Source organism: Pseudoxanthomonas sp. JC1303, from assembly GCF_058448525.1.
In genome coordinates this window covers 3,660,770-3,677,055 of the sequence record NZ_CP185958.1, presented here as the reverse complement: position 1 = coordinate 3,677,055, position 16,286 = coordinate 3,660,770, and the positions used below count along the sequence as shown (strand labels likewise).

Genomic DNA, 16,286 nt, shown 5'->3' with positions numbered 1-16,286 from the left:
GCCGGTGGGCGGACCGCGCGTTTGATCCCTCCCCAGGGAGCATCACCTACCGATCGCCGCAGCCGTCTCCTCCAGCGCGGCCCAGGCCTTGTCGAACAGTTCGTCCACCTGCGCGCGGGTCATGACCAGCGGCGGAGAGAGCAGCATCGAGTCGTAGGTCGCGCGAAGGATCAGGCCGTGACGCAGCGCACTGTCACGGCACAACGCCCCCACTCTACCGCGCTCCTCGAACATTGTGCGCTGGCCCTTGTGCGGCACCAGCTCCAGCGCGCCCATCAGACCGACGATTCGGGCCTGGCCGACCAGGCGGTGCTCGCCCAGTTCGGCCCAGCGCTGGGCCAGGTAGGGGGCGACCTGCTCGCGTGCGGTCTCCACGATCCGCTCGTCCTGCAGGATGCGGATGTTCTCCAGCGCCACCGCCGCGCACACCGGGTGGCCGGAATAGGTGGCGCCATGCGCCAGCTCCCCGCCCTGGCCCTTCAACACGCTGGCGACGCGGTCGTTGAACATCGCCGCGCCCAATGGGATGTAGCCGGAGGTGACGCCCTTGGCGATGGTCATGATGTCCGGCATGAAGCCGAAGGTCTGCGATCCGAACCACTCGCCGGTGCGGCCAAAGCCGCAGATCACCTCGTCGGCGACCAGCAGCACGTCGTACTTGCGACAGATGCGCTCGATCTCCGGCCAGTAGGTGCGCGGCGGGATGTACACGCCGATGGCCCCCATGACCGGCTCACCGATGAAGGCCGCCACGCGCTCGGGACCAAGCGCGAGGACCCTGTCCTCCAGCCGGCGCGCGGCGACCAGGCCATATTCGTCCTCAGACAGCTCGCCGCCGTCATGGAACCAGAACGGTGGTTCGATGTGCACGATGTCCGGGATCGGCAGCCTGCCCTGCCCGTGCATGCCCTTCATCCCGCCCAGGCTGGCCCCGGCCACGGTGGTGCCGTGGTAGCCGTTGTGGCGGCCGATGAAGATGTTTTTCTGCGGCTGGTCCTGCACCGCCCAGAAGTGCCGCACCAGGCGCAGGATGGTGTCGTTGGCCTCCGAGCCGGAATTGACGAAGAAGGCGTGGTTGAGATCCCCCGGGGTCAGCTCGGCCAGCTTGGCCGCCAGGCGGATGGTCGGCTCGGTGGTGCACTGGAAGAAGCTGTTGTAGTAGGCCAGCTGCTCCATTTGCCGCGCGGCCGCCTGGCCCAACTCGGCCCGGCCGTAACCGATGTTGACGCACCACAGGCCGGCGAAGGCGTCGAGCAGCTTGTGGCCCTGCGCGTCCCAGACATAGCAACCCTGGCCGCGAGTCAGGATGCGCGTGCCCTTGGCCGCCAGGGCGGCGTTGTCATTGAATGGATGCAGGTGGTGGGCGGCATCGAGGTCCTGCAGGAGTCGGGCTTGCTGGGTATCCATCACTTTTTTCCAACGCTTTGAAGGCAAGGGCAAGAGCTTTCGCGCTTACAGCGCGAGCTACTTTTGTCATCGCAAAAGTAGCCAAAACCGTGGGCACCGACGCAATCCGATGCTGCGCATCGGTCCCCTGTGCTTCTCGCAGCCCCGGGCACGGCGCCCAAACTCGCTTCGCTCAGACAAGGGCGCCTCTTCGGCCCGGGTCTGCTGCGATGCTCGGCTTGCTTTAAGGTGCTCAGAATCAAACGCCGACAGCAACAACAGGCCTCACCGCGCGGATCACACGTTCAACAACAAGAACTCGCGCTCCCACGAGCTGATCACCCGGAAGAACGTCTCGTATTCCTTGCGCTTGACCGAGATGTAGGCGCGCACGAAGCGCGGCCCGAGCAGGTCGTGCAAGGCGGTGGCGCCCTCCAGTTCGTCCAGCGCCTCGCCCAGCGAGCGCGGTAGCTCGAAGCCCACGTCCTGCGCGCTGGTGGACAGCGGCTTGGTCGGCTTCAGCTCGCCCTGGATGCCCAGCAGCCCACAGGCCAGGGTGGCGGCCATGGCCAGGTAGGGATTGGCATCGGAACCGGCGAAACGGCTTTCCACGCGCGTGTTCTCCAGCGTGTCCTTGGGCACGCGCAGGCCGCAGGTCCGGTTGTCGTAGCCCCACTGCACGTTGATCGGGGCCACCTGGCCGATCGCCAGGCGCCTATAGGAATTCACGTTGGGCGCAAAGAAGGCCATCGTCAGCGGCGCGTACTTCTGCAGCCCGCCGATGTAGTGATGGAAAGTCTTGCTCTCCTTGCCCAGCGCCTTGCCGGCGAACACGTTCCTCCCGCGCTTGAGGTCCAGCACGCTCTGGTGAAGATGCATGGCGCTGCCGGGCTCGTTCTCCATCGGCTTGGCCAGGAAGGTGGCGTAGATGCCGTGGCGCATCGCCGCCTCGCGCATGGTGCGCTTGAACAGGAAGACCTGGTCGGCGCGGCTCAGGGCGTCGGCGTGGGTGAAGTTGACCTCCAACTGGGCGGCGCCGGATTCGTGGATCAGCGTGTCCACGTCCAGCTCCATCGCATCGCAGTAGTCGTACATCAGGTCCAGGATCGGGTCGAATTCGTTGACCGCGTCGATCGAGTAGGACTGGCGCGCGGTCTCCGGCCGGCCCGAGCGCCCGGCCGGGGGCAGCAGCGGGAAGTCCGGATCGGTGTTCTTCTGCACCAGGAAGAACTCCAGCTCCGGCGCCACCACCGGCTGCAGGCCGGCGTCCTCGTAGGCCTTGAGCACGCGCCGCAGGACGTTGCGCGGGGCCAGCTCGTGCGGCTCACCGTCCTTGGTCCAGCAGTCGTGGATCACCTGCGCGGTCGGGTCGGCGGCCCACGGCACCATGCGCACAGTGCCCGGGTCCGGGCGCAGGAACATGTCCGAATCCGACGGACTGGTCAGCTCGTAGTAATCGTCTGGATAGTCGCCGGTGACGGTGGTGGCGAAGATGCCTTCGGGCAGGCGCGTGCCGTAGTCGTGGCTGAACTTGTCGGCCGGGATGATCTTGCCGCGCGCGATGCCGGTGATGTCCGGGACCAGGCATTCGACCTCGGTGATGCGGCGCTCCTTGAGCCAGCGCCGCAGCGAATTGTCGGCCGGTTCGGCGGGCGGTTCACGCGGGGGCTGGCGGCGGCTCATGCGAAAGCAGGCTCCTGGCGACGTCTGGCGCGGGCGCGGCAGGCATCGCCGAACGCCCGAAAGATACCCATGTAGAACGGGTGCTCGGTGAGCTTCCATTCCGGATGCCACTGCACGCCAAGCAGGAAGGTCTCGCCATCGAAGCGAAAGGCTTCGACCAACCCGTCCGGCGCGGTGGCTTCCACCAGCAGGCCGTCGGCGAGTCGGCGCACGCCCTGCCCATGCAGCGAATTGACCTGTTGGCTGCTTCCGCCAAACTCGGCCAGCAGCCCGCCCGGGGCCAGGGCGACCGGATGCGCCGGGCCGTACTGCACGTCCAGGGTCGCGGTCTTGTCCTCGCGGTGATCGGTCAATGCAGGGACCTCGTGCACCCGCTGGTGGAGGGTGCCGCCCAGGGCCACGTTCACCTCCTGGAAGCCGCGGCAGATGGCCAGGACCGGGACGCCAGCGCGCAGCGCCGCGCGCACCAGCGGCAAGGTGGTCGCATCGCGCGCGGGGTCGTGCAGGTTGCCGTCCCAGCTGGGCTCATCGGAGTAGTGGTGCGGCTCGATGTTGCTGACCGCACCGGTCAGCAACAGGCCATCGACCGTGTCCAGCAACGCATCGAAGGCCAGCGGCGGGCTCAGCGCCGGCCACAGCAGCGGCACGCCGCCGGCGCCATCCACCACGGCACGGACATACTTCTCACCCACGGCCAGGAACGGATGCAGGCCGATCTGCTTGCGGTCGGTGGGGATTCCGATCAGCGGCGACTGGGTCATGGGGGACGCGGCTCGCGTGCGGCTCCGGGCCAAAGTAGCCGCGGCGCCTGATTTTTACAACGCGGTCCTCCACCTAAGCCCAGGCAGCACTGAAAGCCGACGGACACTAAGCGGCGCGTGCATGGCCTTTGTTGATTTTTCTTGACAGCCACCCGCACTGCTAAGCTCCTGCGTGATCGCCAGCGAGGCCTCCATGACCCTTCCTCCCGCCGCCTCCGACGAGGCCCTGCGTGACCAAGACCGCGCCACCCGCGCCGCGCTCCCGGACCTGGAAGCCATCGACCTGCTGCTGCCGGACATGAACGGCCTGCTGCGCGGCAAGCGCATCACCGCCGATGCGCTGGACAAGGTGTATCGGGGCGGCGTGTGCCTGCCGATGTCGCTGATCGCCACCGACATCACCGGCAATACCGTCGAGGAGACCGGGCTGGGCTACGACATCGGCGACGAGGACCGGATCTGCCGGCCGGTGCCGGGCTCGCTGCGGCCGGTGCCGTGGTCGCCACGGCCGATGGCGCAGCTGCTGCTGTCGATGGAGGACGGGCAAGGCGGCGTGTTCGAGGCCAATCCGCGCGAAGTGCTGCGTCGGGTGGTCGAACGCTTCGCCGCGCGCGGCCTGACGCCGGTGGTCGCCATCGAGCTGGAGTTCTACCTGTTCGACCGCCTGCCCGATGCGCAGGGACGCCCGCAGCCGGCCATCAACCCGCAGACCGGCACGCGCAACGCGACCACGCAGGTCTACTCCATGGAAGACCTGGACGACCATCGTGGCTTCATCGACGCGGTCACCGCGGCCTGCGCCATCCAGGACATTCCCGCCGACACGGCCGTGGCCGAATACGCCCCGGGGCAGTTCGAAATCAACCTCAAGCATCGCGCCGACGCGCTGCGCGCCTGCGACGAGGCGCTGTTGCTCAAGCGCACCATCAAGGCGGTCGCCCAGCAGCAGGGGCTGCAGGCCAGTTTCATGGCCAAGCCGCTGGTCGAGCAGGCCGGTAGTGGCCTGCACGTCCATGTCAGCCTGCTGGATCGCCAGGGCCGCAATGTCTTCGCCGGCCCCCAGGACGCACCGGCCGAGGCGCTCAAGCACGCCATCGGCGGCTTGCAGCGCAGCGCGGCCGATACCCTGCTGTTGTTCGCCCCGCATGCCAACAGCTACCGACGCTATGTCCTCAATGCGTTCGTCCCCCTGGCCGACACCTGGGGCTTCAACAACCGCACCGTGGCCATGCGCGTCCCGCACAGCGATGCGGCCAATACGCGGATCGAACACCGCGTCGCCGGTGCCGATGCCAACGTCTACCTGGCCTGCGCGGCCGTGCTGGCCGGCATGCTGCATGGGCTGGAGCACGGGTTCGATCCCGGCCCGCCCATCGTCGGCAACGCCTACGAGCAGACCGACAACCGCAGCCCTTCCTGGCGCCAGTCGATCGATGACTTCCTGGCCAGCGACCTGGTGGCCACGCAGTTCGGCACGCGCTTCCGCCACATCTATGGGCAGCAGAAGCGCAAGGAGCTGCGCAGCTTCGAGACCCAGGTGACCGACCTGGACTACGCCTGGTATCTGCGTGCGGTCTGAGCCTGCCTGGCCGCGCGCCCGCCGCCGCACGCACCTGTAGAGCGCAGCTTGCTCCGCTGGGGCTGCCCCGGGAAAACCCCGTGCCGAGCAAGCTCGGCCCTACAACAACAACGACAATCGGGAAGGTCCACGCGCAGGAGCCTGCATGAGCGAGTCATACCCCCTCAGCTGGTACGCGGCCAGCGTCACTCCCCTGCCCCGCCAGCCCGCGCTGGAAGGCCGCCTCACCTGCGATGTCTGCATCCTCGGCGCCGGCTACACCGGACTGTCCGCCGCATTGGAGCTGGCCGAGGCCGGCTATCGCGTCGTGGTGCTGGAAGCGCAACGGATTGGCTGGGGGGCGTCTGGCCGCAACGGGGGCCAGGCCATCGTTGGCTTCGGCTGTGGCGAGGAGAAACTGGAACGCCTGGTCGGACTGGACCAGGCGCGGCGCCTGTTCGATCTCTCGCGTGAAGGCCTGGAGTGGTTGCACGCCCGCCTGGCCCGGCACGGCATTCAGGCCCACTGGCGCCCCGGCCATGCCACCGTGCCGCTCAAGCCGCGCCAGCAGCGCGACGTGCAGGCGATGGTCGAACGCTTCCAGACCCACTACGCCCATCCAGTCGAATGGTGGGACCGCGAACGCCTGCGCGCCAGCCTCGCCAGCGACCGCTACCTGGGCGCGCTCTACGACGCCATCAGCGGCCACCTGCACCCGCTGGCCTATGCGCTAGGCCTGGGACGCGCGGCCCTGGCCGCCGGCGTCCAGATCTTTGAAGGCAGCCCGGTCACGCAGTTGGTCCGCGGCGCCAAGCCCGTCTTCCGCACCGCGCAGGGCGAGGTGCATTGCGAGTTCGCCGTGCTGGCCGGCAACGCGCTGCTGCAGGGCATCGCCCCGGAGCTGGAGGCGCGGATCATGCCGGTCGGCACCTATATCGCCGCCACCGCCCCGTTGGGCGAGGCCGGGGCCCGGGCCCTGATCGGCAACGACATGGCCGTGGCCGATACCGCCCGGGCGCTGGATTACTACCGGCTCAGCCACGACCATCGCCTGCTGTTCGGCGGGCGCGCCAGTTATTCCGGGCGTGCCCCGCGAGACCTGCAGGCGATCATGCGCCGGCGCATCGTCGCGGTGTTCCCGCAACTGCGCGACACCTCGCTGGATTACACCTGGGGGGGCGTGGTGGACATCTCGCTCAATCGTGCCCCCCACTGGGGGCGCCTGGCGCCCAACCTGTACTTCGCCCAGGGATTCTCAGGTCATGGCGTGGTCGCCACCGGGCTGGCCGGCAAACTCATCGCAGAGGCGATCGCCGGCCAGTCCCAGCGGCTGGACCTGTTCGCCAGGATCGAGCACGCGCCCTTTCCCGGGGGCCAGGCCTTGCGCACCCCGCTGCTGGTCGCGGCAATGGGCTGGTACAAGCTGCGCGACGCACTTTGGTAAGCACAAAGGCCTCAAGAACCCCGCAGTCGTGCCGTTATGGGCACTGACTCTCCAAGTCTTCGCGACCCATGTCACCGTTTCCGCATCTAGCGGCGTTTCAAGCTGGCGACGAAGTGCTCCCGCAGAAAGTCCTGCTGGTGGAGAACTCGCGCACCTTCACCACCCTGGTGCGCGAGGCGATTGCCCAACGCATCAATCTGCCGGTGACCGTGGTCTCCACCCTGGCCGAGGCCGCGCGGGTGCTGGAGAGCGAGGATGGCTGGTTCATGGTGATGACCGGCCTGGTCCTGTCCGACGGCGACCGCGACACGGTCGTGGACTTCTTCGTCTCGCGCGGGCTGCCGACCGTGGTGGTCAGCGGCGTCTACGACGAGGACCTGCGCAAGCGGGTGCTGCAGCAGCAGATCATCGACTACGTACTGAAGAACGCCCCGGGCAGCATCGACTACCTGGCCTGGCTGGTGCAGCGTCTGGAACGCAACCGGCGCATCGCCGCCCTGGTGGTGGACGATTCGCTTTCCGCGCGGGCGTACGCCGCCGGACTGCTGAGCATGTACGGCTATCGGACCGAACAGGCGGCTGGCGGCGCCGAGGCACTGGAAGTGCTGGAGAAAGACCCCGGCATCCGCCTGGTGGTGGTTGACCAGGAAATGCCGGGCATGGAAGGCGTGGAATTCATCCGCCGCATGCGCGCCATCCGCGCGCGCGACAAGGTCACCGTCATCGGCCTGTCCGGGAGCAGCGACCCCACCCTAATCCCACGCTTCCTGAAGAATGGCGCCAACGATTTCCTGCGCAAGCCGTTCTCACGCGAGGAGTTCTTCTGCCGCGTCTCGCAGAACGTCGACCAGCTGGAGTTGATCGGCACCCTGCAGGACCTGGCCACGCGCGACTTTTTGACCGGGCTGCCCAACCGGCGGCACTTCCTGGAGCAGGGCCAGCGCATGCTGCCCCACCTGCGCCAGCAATCGGCCCAGGTCGCCGCGGCGATGGTCGACATCGACCACTTCAAACACATCAACGACACCTGGGGCCACGAGGCCGGCGACGACGCGCTGCGCGCAGTGGCCAATGCGGTCTCACGTCACGCCCGCCCGCAGGACCTGGTCGCCCGCTTCGGCGGCGAGGAATTCTGCCTGCTCGCGCCGGGACTGAGCGCGGACGAGGCGGCGACGTACTTCGAGGACCTGCGCCACCGCATCGCCGAGCTGGACGTCCAGATCGCGGGCGACCGCCTGAAGACCACCGTCAGCATCGGCGTGTGCCTCAGCGCGGGCGCTCACGACGAGACCCTGCACAGCCTGCTGGCCGAGTCCGACCGTCGCCTGTACTTGGCCAAGGCCGGCGGACGTAACCAGGTCATCGCCTCAGGCTGACAGCCTTGGTCAGCGCGGCGGTGCGCATACACCGGACCGCCGTGCCTTGCGCCAGATCAATGCCTCAGCGACGCGTGTCGCACACATTGCCTTCCATCGGCCCCGCCAACCTGGGGCGTCCTGGAAGCGTCAACATGGCCCTGCTGATCTGGCAGAACGACCTGGACACCGGCATCGAGGAGATCGACCGGCAACACCGGCGCATCGTCGAGATGATCAACCAGCTGCATGCCGCCCAGCGCACCCACGAGCAGCTGGCCGTGGGCGAGGTGATCGAGGAGCTGGTGGACTACACGATGTCCCACTTCGCCTTCGAAGAGGAACTGCTGGAGGAAGCCGGCTATCCCTTCACCGCCGCGCACAAGCGGGTGCAAGAGGTGTTCATCCGTCGGGTCAACGAGTTCCGGCTGCGCTTCCAGGCTGGCGAGGACGTCTCCGACGACCTCAAGCACCTGTTGTCGCGCTGGCTGTTCAACCACATCCGCAACGACGACAAGGCCTACGCCGAGGACGTCCGCCGGCACCTGGACCACTTCAGCCGCACCCATCAACAAGGTGGCTGGATGAAGCGAACCCTGGCGCGCCTGTTTCACTGACCGCCAGCTTGCCTCATCGGGCCACGCTGGCGTGGCGTCGCACCACCATCAGCGCCAGCAACGTGATCACCGCCGCCGCGCTCAGGTAGAACCCGACCGACTGCACGCCGTACTGCCCGGCCAGCCACTTGGCGGCCGCCGGCGCCGGCGCCGCGCCCAGGATGCTGGCCAGGTTGAACGACAGCGACGAGCCGGTATAGCGCACGCCCACCGGATAGACCTCCGACAGCAGCGTGCCCACCGGGCCGTAGGTACAGCCCATGATGAAAAAGCCGACCGACAGGAACAGCAGCACCATCGCCGGATGCCCGGACTGGAACAGCGTGGAGAACAGCAGGCCGAACACGAAGATGCACACCGTGGCCACCATCATCGCCTCGCGCGCGGTGGCGCGGTCGCCGTAGAGCGCCGAGAGCGGGATGCCCGCAGCGAAGAACAGGATGCCGATCATCTGCAGCAGCAGGAATTCCTGCTTGCTGTAGCCCAGGGTGCCGGTGCCGTAGCCCAGGGCGAACACGGTCATCAGGTAGAACAGCACGAAGGTCGCCAGGGCGCCCAGGGTCCCGGCCAGCATCGGGCCGAAGTGTCGGGTGAACACCTCGCCCATCGGCAGGCGCACGCGCTCGTTGCGGGCCAGGGCCTTCTGGAAATCCGGGGTCTCGGCGATCTTCAGCCGCACCCACAGGCCGACGATCACCAGCAGCGAGGAGGCAATGAACGGCACGCGCCAGCCCCAGGCCAGGAACTGGTCGCTCGACAGCGCCGCGCCCATGATCAGGAAGGTGCCCGCCGAAAGCAGGAAGCCCAGCGGCGCGCCCAGCTGCGGGAACATGCCGTACCACCCGCGCTTGCCGGGGGGCGCGTTCTCGGTCGCCAGCAGCACCGCACCGCCCCATTCGCCGCCCAGGCCCAGGCCCTGGCCGAAGCGGAACAGGGTCAGCAGCGCCGGCGCGGCCAGCCCGATGGTCGCGTAGGTCGGCAGCAGGCCGATCGCCACCGTGGAGACTCCCATCGTCAGCAACGCCGCCACCAGCGTGGCCTTGCGGCCGATGCGGTCACCGAAATGCCCAAACATCGCCGAACCGACCGGACGGGCGATGAAGGCCACCGCGAAGGTGGCCAACGACGACAGCTGCGCGGCGGTCTCGTTGCCCGGAGGAAAGAACAGATGCGGGAACACCAGTACCGCGGCGGTGGCATAGATGTAGAAATCGAAGAACTCGATGGTGGTGCCCATCAAGCTGGCCACCAGCACGCGCGCGGGTGAGTTGGTGGTGGGAGCGGCAGCGACGGAAGACATCGATGAAAACCGGTTCAGGAAAACGAAGCCGCCGGATTCTGTCATGTTTGCCTGATCACGTCGGCAATGGTTGCAGGCGTGACGATCGCGGTACGCAGGCTTCAGGCGTCGAGCTGCTCCACGGCGCTACGGGCCAATGGAACCAGCCCCTCCCCGCCCTCACGCACGTAGCGCAGCAACTTGCGACGCATGCCCGGCTCCCAGAACTTCACCAGGTGCTGGCGAACCCCTTCGGCGCCGATGGCCTGGTCGGACTCGGCGGCGAAGTAGGCGGCGATGTCGTTGGCCATCTCGACCAGGCGATTGACGCGTTCACCGGCAGTCTCGTTCATGGGCGGTCCTCGTGGATGTCTTCGATGAAGCGCGGCGCGTGGGTGTACACCGCGTGGCCGTCCTCACGCGCAAAGCCCAGCAGGGTCAGGCCGGTGCGCTGGGCCAGGGAGATGGCCAACGCGGTCGGTGCGGAGATCGCGGCCATGAAGGCGATGCCGGCGCTGGCCGCCTTCATCGCCATTTCGTAGCTGGCGCGGCTGGTCACCACCAGGAAGCCGGCCTGTGGATCATGGCCGGCCCGATGCATCGCCCCGATCAACTTGTCCAGCGCGTTGTGGCGGCCAACGTCCTCGCGCACCAGCACGACACGGCCATCGGCCAGCGCCCAACCCGCGGCGTGGGTGGCGCCCGTGCGCGCGTTGAGCGGCTGCAAGCCGCGCAGCTCCCGCAGGGCGCGCTGCAGGGCGGATGCGGTGACCGTGACGCCCTCGCCCACCGGTGCCGGCGAACGCAGGGCCGCTTCCAGCAGTTCGCTGCCGCACACGCCGCAGCCACTGCGTCCACTCATGCTGCGGCGGCGCTGCTGCAGGATCTCCGCGCGGTCCTGCGGGATGCGCACACGGATCTCCACGCCCTCCAGCAGATGCTCGACCGAAGCGACCTGCGCATCGTCGAAGGCTTCCACGATGCCCTCGCTCAGGGCAAACCCCTGCGCAAAATCGTCCAGGTCCGCAGGCGTGGCCATCATCACCGCGAACGGCGCATCGTTGTAGACGAACGCCACCGGCACCTCTTCGGCGATGTGGTCTTCCAGCGTGCGCACGGTGTCGCCACGCCGCCGGGCCACGCCGCGCACGACGCTGCCGGCGTCTTCGGTCCGCTCTGCGGTGTGGCTCTCGCTCATGGCCCTATTCTGCAGCAGGCAGCAACTGCTCCTGCAGCGTGTCGAAGGCCTTGTGCCGCTGCTGCCAGTCCGAAGGCTGGGTCACCCGCGTGACCTGGACCGCGGTGACCTTGTACTCGGGACAGTTGGTCGCCCAGTCCGAGTTGTCGGTGGTGATCACGTTGGCGCCCGAGCCAGGGAAGTGGAAGGTGGTGTAGGCCACGCCCGGCTGTACCCGGTCGGTAATGCGCGCGCGCAGGACGGTGTCGCCCGCGCGGCTGGCCACGCCGACCCAATCGCCCTCGGCGATGCCGCGCTCCTCGGCATCGTGCGGATGCAGCTCCAGGCGGTCCTCGTCGTGCCAGGTGGAGTTGGGCGTGCGCCGGGTCTGCGCGCCGACGTTGTACTGGCTCAGGATGCGCCCGGTGGTCAGCAGCAGCGGGAAGCGCGCGTTGACCTTCTCACGCGTGGGCACGTATGGCGTCAGCATGAACTTGCCCATGCCGCGCACGAAGGCATCCACGTGCATGGTCGGCGTGCCGTCCGGGTGCTCGGTGTTGCACGGCCACTGGATGCTGCCCATCTCCTCCAGCCGCGCATAGCTGACCCCGGTGAAGGTCGGGGTGAGCCGGGCGATCTCGTCCATGATCTGCGAGGGGTGGGTATAGGCCATCGGATAGCCCATGGCGTTGGCCAGCAACTGGGTGATCTCCCAGTCCGCATAGCCGGCCTTGGGCGCCATGATCTTCCTCACCCGCGAGATGCGGCGCTCGGCGTTGGTGAAGGTGCCATCCTTCTCCATGAACGAGCTGCCGGGCAGGAACACGTGGGCGAACTTGGCCGTCTCGTTGAGGAACAGGTCCTGCACCACCACGCACTCCATCGCGCTGAGCGCGGCGGTGACGTGCTGGGTGTTGGGATCGGACTGACCGATGTCCTCGCCCTCGATGTACAGCCCCTTGAACTCGCCATCCAGCGCCGCCTCGAACATGTTGGGGATGCGCAGCCCCGGCTCGTCATGCAGCGGCACGCCCCACTCGCCCTCGAACAGCGCCCGCACCTGGGCGTCGCCGACGTGGCGATAGCCGGGGAATTCATGCGGGAAGCTGCCCATGTCGCAGGAGCCCTGCACATTGTTCTGCCCGCGCAGCGGGTTGACGCCCACTCCGGGCCGGCCCAGGTTGCCGGTGGCCATGGCCAGGTTGGCGATGCCCATCACCGCAGTGGAGCCCTGCGCGTGCTCGGTCACGCCCAGGCCGTAGTAGATGGCCGCGTTGCGCGCGCCGGCATACAGGCGCGCGGCCTGGCGTACCAGCGCGGCGTCCACGCCGGTCTCGGCCTGCAACGCCTCGGGCGAGCGCGAGGGATCGGCCACGTAGCTGCGCCACTTGGCGAAGGGTTCGGGCTCGCAGCGCGCGGCGATGAAGCCCTCATCGGCCAGGCCTTCGGTCACGATGACGTGGGCCAGCGCGTTGAGCATGGCCACGTTGGTGCCGGGCCTGAGCTTGAGATGGACCTCGGCCTTGCCGTGCGGCGTCTTGACCAGGTCGATGCGGCGCGGGTCGATCACGATCAGCTTGGCGCCCTCGCGCAGGCGCCGCTTCATCTGCGAGGCGAACACCGGATGGCCGTCGGTCGGATTGGCGCCCATGACCAGGATCACGTCGGCATGGCGCACCGAGTCGAAATCCTGGGTACCGGCCGATTCGCCCAGGGTCTGTTTGAGCCCGTAGCCGGTCGGCGAATGGCACACGCGCGCGCAGGTATCGACGTTGTTGTTGCCAAAGCCGGCGCGCACCAGCTTCTGCACCAGGTAGGTTTCCTCGTTGGTGCAGCGCGAGGAGGTGATGCCGCCAATGGAGAACTTGCCGTACTGCTGCTGCAGGCGCTTGAACTCGCTGGCGGTGTGGGCGATCGCCTCCTCCCAGCTCACCACCTGCCACGGGTCGGTGATCTTCTTGCGGATCATCGGCGTGGTGATGCGGTCCGGATGGGTGGCGTACCCCAGCGCGAAGCGCCCTTTGACGCAAGAATGCCCGTGGTTGGCGTGCCCGTCGGCGTTGGGGACCATGCGCACCAGCTGGTCGCCCTGCATCTCGGCACGGAACGAGCAGCCCACACCGCAATAGGCACAGGTGGTGACCACGCTGTGGTCGGCCTGGCCCAGGGTGATCAGGGACTTTTCCGACAGCGTCGCGGTTGGGCAGGCCTGCACGCAGGCGCCGCAACTGACGCACTCCGATTCCAGGAACGGCTGCTCCTGCGCGGCGGACACCTTGGAATCGAAACCCCGTCCGGCGATGGTCAGGGCGAAGGTGCCCTGCACCTCGCTGCAGGCGCGCACGCAGCGCGAGCAAACGATGCACTTGGAAGGATCGAAGGTGAAGTATGGGTTGGACGCGTCCTTGTCGGCGAACAGCGGATTGACGTGCCCGCCCTGGCTGACCGGCTTGACGTGGTTGGCGCCCTCGTAGCCGTAGCGCACCTCGCGCAGGCCGACCGCGCCGGCCATGTCTTGCAGTTCGCAATGGCCGTTGGCCGGGCAGGTCAGGCAGTCCAGCGGATGGTCGGAAATGTACAGCTCCATCACCCCGCGCCGCAGTTCGCCCAGCTTGGGCGACTGCGTGCGCACTACCATCCCCTCGGACACCGGCGTGGTGCACGAGGCGGGGTAGCCCTTGCGTCCTTCGATCTCCACCAGGCACAGGCGGCATGAGCCGAACGCGTCGAGCGCATCGGAGGCGCACAGCTTGGGGATCTTGGTTCCCATCAGCGCCGCGGCACGCATGATCGAGGTACCTTCGGGCACCTGCACCGACTGGCCGTCGATGTTCAGGGTGACCTTCTTCAGCGGCTGAAGCTGGATGAGCTGGGGATTGGGGGTGCCCAGGTCGGTTTCGGCGATGGAACGCATGGTGACCTCCTCAGGCCGCGTCGGACTGGCGGACGCGGTCGAAGTCTTCGGGGAAATGATCCAGGGCGCTGAGCACCGGGTACGGCGTCAGCCCCCCCAGCGCGCACAGCGAGCCGTGCAGCATGGTCTGGCACAGGTCGCGCAACAGCGCCTCCTGCACCGCGCCATGCGTGGCGAAGCGGTCGATGACCTCCACCCCGCGGGTGGAGCCGATTCGGCACGGCGTGCACTTGCCGCAGGACTCGATCGCACAGAACTCCATGGCGTAGCGGGCCTGTTCGAGCATGTCCACGGTGTCGTCGAACACCACGATGCCGCCATGGCCGAGCATGCCGCCGACCTTGGCAAAGGCCTCGTAGTCCAGCGGCGTATCGAACAGCGATTCGGGCAGATAGGCGCCCAGCGGGCCGCCGACCTGTACCGCGCGGATCGGCCGGCCGCTGGCCGAGCCGCCGCCGTAGTCGTACAGCACCTGGCGCAGGGTCAACCCGAACGGCACCTCGACCAGCCCGCCGTGGGCGATGTTGCCCGCCAGCTGCAATGGCAGCGTGCCGCGCGAGCGGCCAGTCCCGTAGTCGTGGTAGGCCGGCGCGCCGTCGGCCAGGATCGCGGGCACCGCCGAGAAGGTGATCACGTTGTTGATCACGGTGGGCTTGCCGAACAGACCCTTGAGCGCCGGCAGCGGCGGTTTGAAACGCACCTGTCCGCGCTTGCCTTCCAGGCTCTCCAGCAGCGAGGTCTCCTCGCCGCAGATGTAGGCCCCGGCGCCCAGGCGCACTTCCAGGTCGAAGCGCCGCCCGGAGCCGGCGATGTCCGCGCCCAGCCAGCCCGCCGCGTAGGCCTGGGCGATGGCGGCGTTGAGCGTGCGCCAGGCGTGTGGGTACTCGCTGCGCAGGTAGATGTAGCCCTGGGTCGCCCCGACCGCCAGGCCGGCGATGGTCATGCCCTCGACCAGGCACAGCGGGTCGCCCTCCATCAGCATGCGGTCGGAAAAGGTGCCCGAGTCGCCTTCGTCGGCATTGCAGACGATGTATTTCTGCAGGGCGTGGGCATCGTGCACGGTCTGCCACTTGATCCCGGTCGGGAACGCCGCACCGCCGCGCCCGCGCAGGCCGGAGGCGGTCACCGTCTCCACGACCTTCGCCGGCTCCAGCGCCAACGCACGCTTGAGACCCGCCCAGCCGCCATGGGCGGCGTAGTCGTCCACATCCACCGGATCGATCACGCCCACGCGGGCGAAGGACACTCGCCGCTGGTCGCGGAAATACGGATGCTGGGTGATGTCGCCCAGACGCAGCGCATGGGCGCCCCCCTCCAGCCATCCGGCCTGGAACAGGCCCGCGACATCCCCCTCGCCCACCGGCGCATAGGCCACCCGCCCCTGGGGCGTGGCGACTTCGACCAGCGGTTCCAGCCACAGCAGCCCACGCGAACCGTTGCGGACCACGCGCACGTCAAGGCCGCGGGCCTGGGCCTCGCGGGTGATGGCCGCGGCCACGGCATCGGCGCCGACCGAGACCGCGGCGGCGTCGCCTGGCACATACACCGTAATGCTCATGCGGCGTGCTCCTCGGTCGTCTCACAGGCGGCCAGCAAGGCGTCGAAGCGCCCCGGCGTCACCCGCCCGTGCAACTGCCCGTCCAGCAACATCGCTGGCGACAGGGCGCAGTTGCCCAGGCAATACACCGGCTCCAGGGTGAAGCGGCCATCGGCGCTGTCATGCGCGCCGGCCGCAAGCCCGAGCCGGGCGCGGGCGTGGGCTTCCAGCGCCCGGGCGCCCATCGACTGGCAGGCCTCGGCCCGGCACAGCTGCACCAGGTGCGCGCCTGGCGGCGCGCTGCGGTAGTGGTGGTAGAAGCTCACCACGCCGTGCACGTCGGCGCGGGTCATGTTGAGCGCGGCGGCGATCGGCGCCACCGCGCCTTCAGGGACATGCCCCAGTGCATCCTGCACCGCATGCAGGATCGGCAGCAGTGCGCCGGGACGGTCGCGATGTTCGGCGATGGCCGCTTCCACCGGACCGGCCAGTGCCTCCTCCAGCGCCGGGACCACTTCGGTCACTGATTCGATATGCCTAGAGCGCTTGCCCATCGGTACGATCTCCTCTGCCCG

Annotated in this window: 13 protein-coding genes; 4 read left to right on the top strand and 9 right to left on the bottom strand. The window is 68.1% G+C overall.

Features of this window, described 5'->3' with window-relative positions; all coding sequences use genetic code 11:
* Positions 1 to 42: 42 nt before the first annotated feature.
* The 3 genes from ACORQU_RS16485 to ACORQU_RS16475 form a co-directional block, all read right to left on the bottom strand.
* The gene (locus ACORQU_RS16485) at positions 43 to 1,407 is read right to left on the bottom strand and encodes an aspartate aminotransferase family protein (protein WP_491642152.1); all 1,365 of its coding nucleotides are present in this window, start codon (positions 1,405 to 1,407) and stop codon (positions 43 to 45) included.
* 276 nt (positions 1,408 to 1,683) lie between these two features.
* The gene (locus ACORQU_RS16480; RefSeq protein ID WP_271646100.1) at positions 1,684 to 3,069 is read right to left on the bottom strand and encodes a glutamine synthetase family protein; all 1,386 of its coding nucleotides are present in this window, start codon (positions 3,067 to 3,069) and stop codon (positions 1,684 to 1,686) included.
* Complete coding sequence (locus ACORQU_RS16475) at positions 3,066 to 3,830, bottom strand: gamma-glutamyl-gamma-aminobutyrate hydrolase family protein (RefSeq protein ID WP_491642151.1); 765 nt, start codon at positions 3,828 to 3,830, stop codon at positions 3,066 to 3,068. The genes ACORQU_RS16480 and ACORQU_RS16475 overlap by 4 nt, the downstream gene beginning before the upstream one ends.
* Before the next feature lie 175 nt (positions 3,831 to 4,005).
* Between ACORQU_RS16475 and ACORQU_RS16470 the strand changes: the two genes are divergently transcribed.
* From ACORQU_RS16470 to ACORQU_RS16455, 4 genes are all read left to right on the top strand, one after another.
* The gene (locus ACORQU_RS16470) at positions 4,006 to 5,409 is read left to right on the top strand and encodes a glutamine synthetase family protein (RefSeq protein WP_491645156.1); all 1,404 of its coding nucleotides are present in this window, start codon (positions 4,006 to 4,008) and stop codon (positions 5,407 to 5,409) included.
* A gap of 145 nt (positions 5,410 to 5,554) precedes the next feature.
* A complete protein-coding gene (locus tag ACORQU_RS16465; protein WP_491642150.1) occupies positions 5,555 to 6,832 on the top strand; it encodes an NAD(P)/FAD-dependent oxidoreductase in 1,278 nt (425 codons plus the stop codon).
* A 68-nt stretch (positions 6,833 to 6,900) separates the two neighbouring features.
* A complete protein-coding gene (locus ACORQU_RS16460; RefSeq protein ID WP_491642148.1) occupies positions 6,901 to 8,208 on the top strand; it encodes a diguanylate cyclase in 1,308 nt (435 codons plus the stop codon).
* Between the two features lie 134 nt (positions 8,209 to 8,342).
* Positions 8,343 to 8,804 carry a bacteriohemerythrin gene (locus ACORQU_RS16455; RefSeq protein ID WP_491642147.1) on the top strand — a complete coding sequence of 154 codons (462 nt, stop codon included), beginning with the start codon at positions 8,343 to 8,345 and terminating at the stop codon, positions 8,802 to 8,804.
* Positions 8,805 to 8,817: 13 nt separating this feature from the next.
* Here ACORQU_RS16455 and ACORQU_RS16450 read toward each other — a convergent pair whose 3' ends face one another.
* The 6 genes from ACORQU_RS16450 to ACORQU_RS16425 form a co-directional block, all read right to left on the bottom strand.
* A complete protein-coding gene (locus ACORQU_RS16450; RefSeq protein WP_491642146.1) occupies positions 8,818 to 10,104 on the bottom strand; it encodes an MFS transporter in 1,287 nt (428 codons plus the stop codon).
* 101 nt (positions 10,105 to 10,205) lie between these two features.
* Positions 10,206 to 10,436 carry a formate dehydrogenase subunit delta gene (locus tag ACORQU_RS16445; protein WP_491642144.1) on the bottom strand — a complete coding sequence of 77 codons (231 nt, stop codon included), beginning with the start codon at positions 10,434 to 10,436 and terminating at the stop codon, positions 10,206 to 10,208.
* Positions 10,433 to 11,281, bottom strand: a complete 849-nt coding sequence (gene fdhD / locus ACORQU_RS16440) for a formate dehydrogenase accessory sulfurtransferase FdhD (RefSeq protein ID WP_491642143.1) — start codon at positions 11,279 to 11,281, stop codon at positions 10,433 to 10,435. Before fdhD ends, ACORQU_RS16445 begins: the two co-directional genes overlap by 4 nt.
* A gap of 4 nt (positions 11,282 to 11,285) precedes the next feature.
* Positions 11,286 to 14,174, bottom strand: a complete 2,889-nt coding sequence (gene fdhF / locus ACORQU_RS16435) for a formate dehydrogenase subunit alpha (protein WP_491642142.1) — start codon at positions 14,172 to 14,174, stop codon at positions 11,286 to 11,288.
* 10 nt (positions 14,175 to 14,184) lie between these two features.
* Positions 14,185 to 15,732: a formate dehydrogenase beta subunit gene (locus tag ACORQU_RS16430; protein WP_491642141.1), complete on the bottom strand. Its 1,548-nt coding sequence runs from the start codon at positions 15,730 to 15,732 to the stop codon at positions 14,185 to 14,187.
* Entirely contained in the window at positions 15,729 to 16,265 is a 537-nt protein-coding gene (locus tag ACORQU_RS16425) for a formate dehydrogenase subunit gamma (protein ID WP_491642140.1), read from the bottom strand. The genes ACORQU_RS16430 and ACORQU_RS16425 overlap by 4 nt, the downstream gene beginning before the upstream one ends.
* Positions 16,266 to 16,286 lie beyond the last annotated feature (21 nt).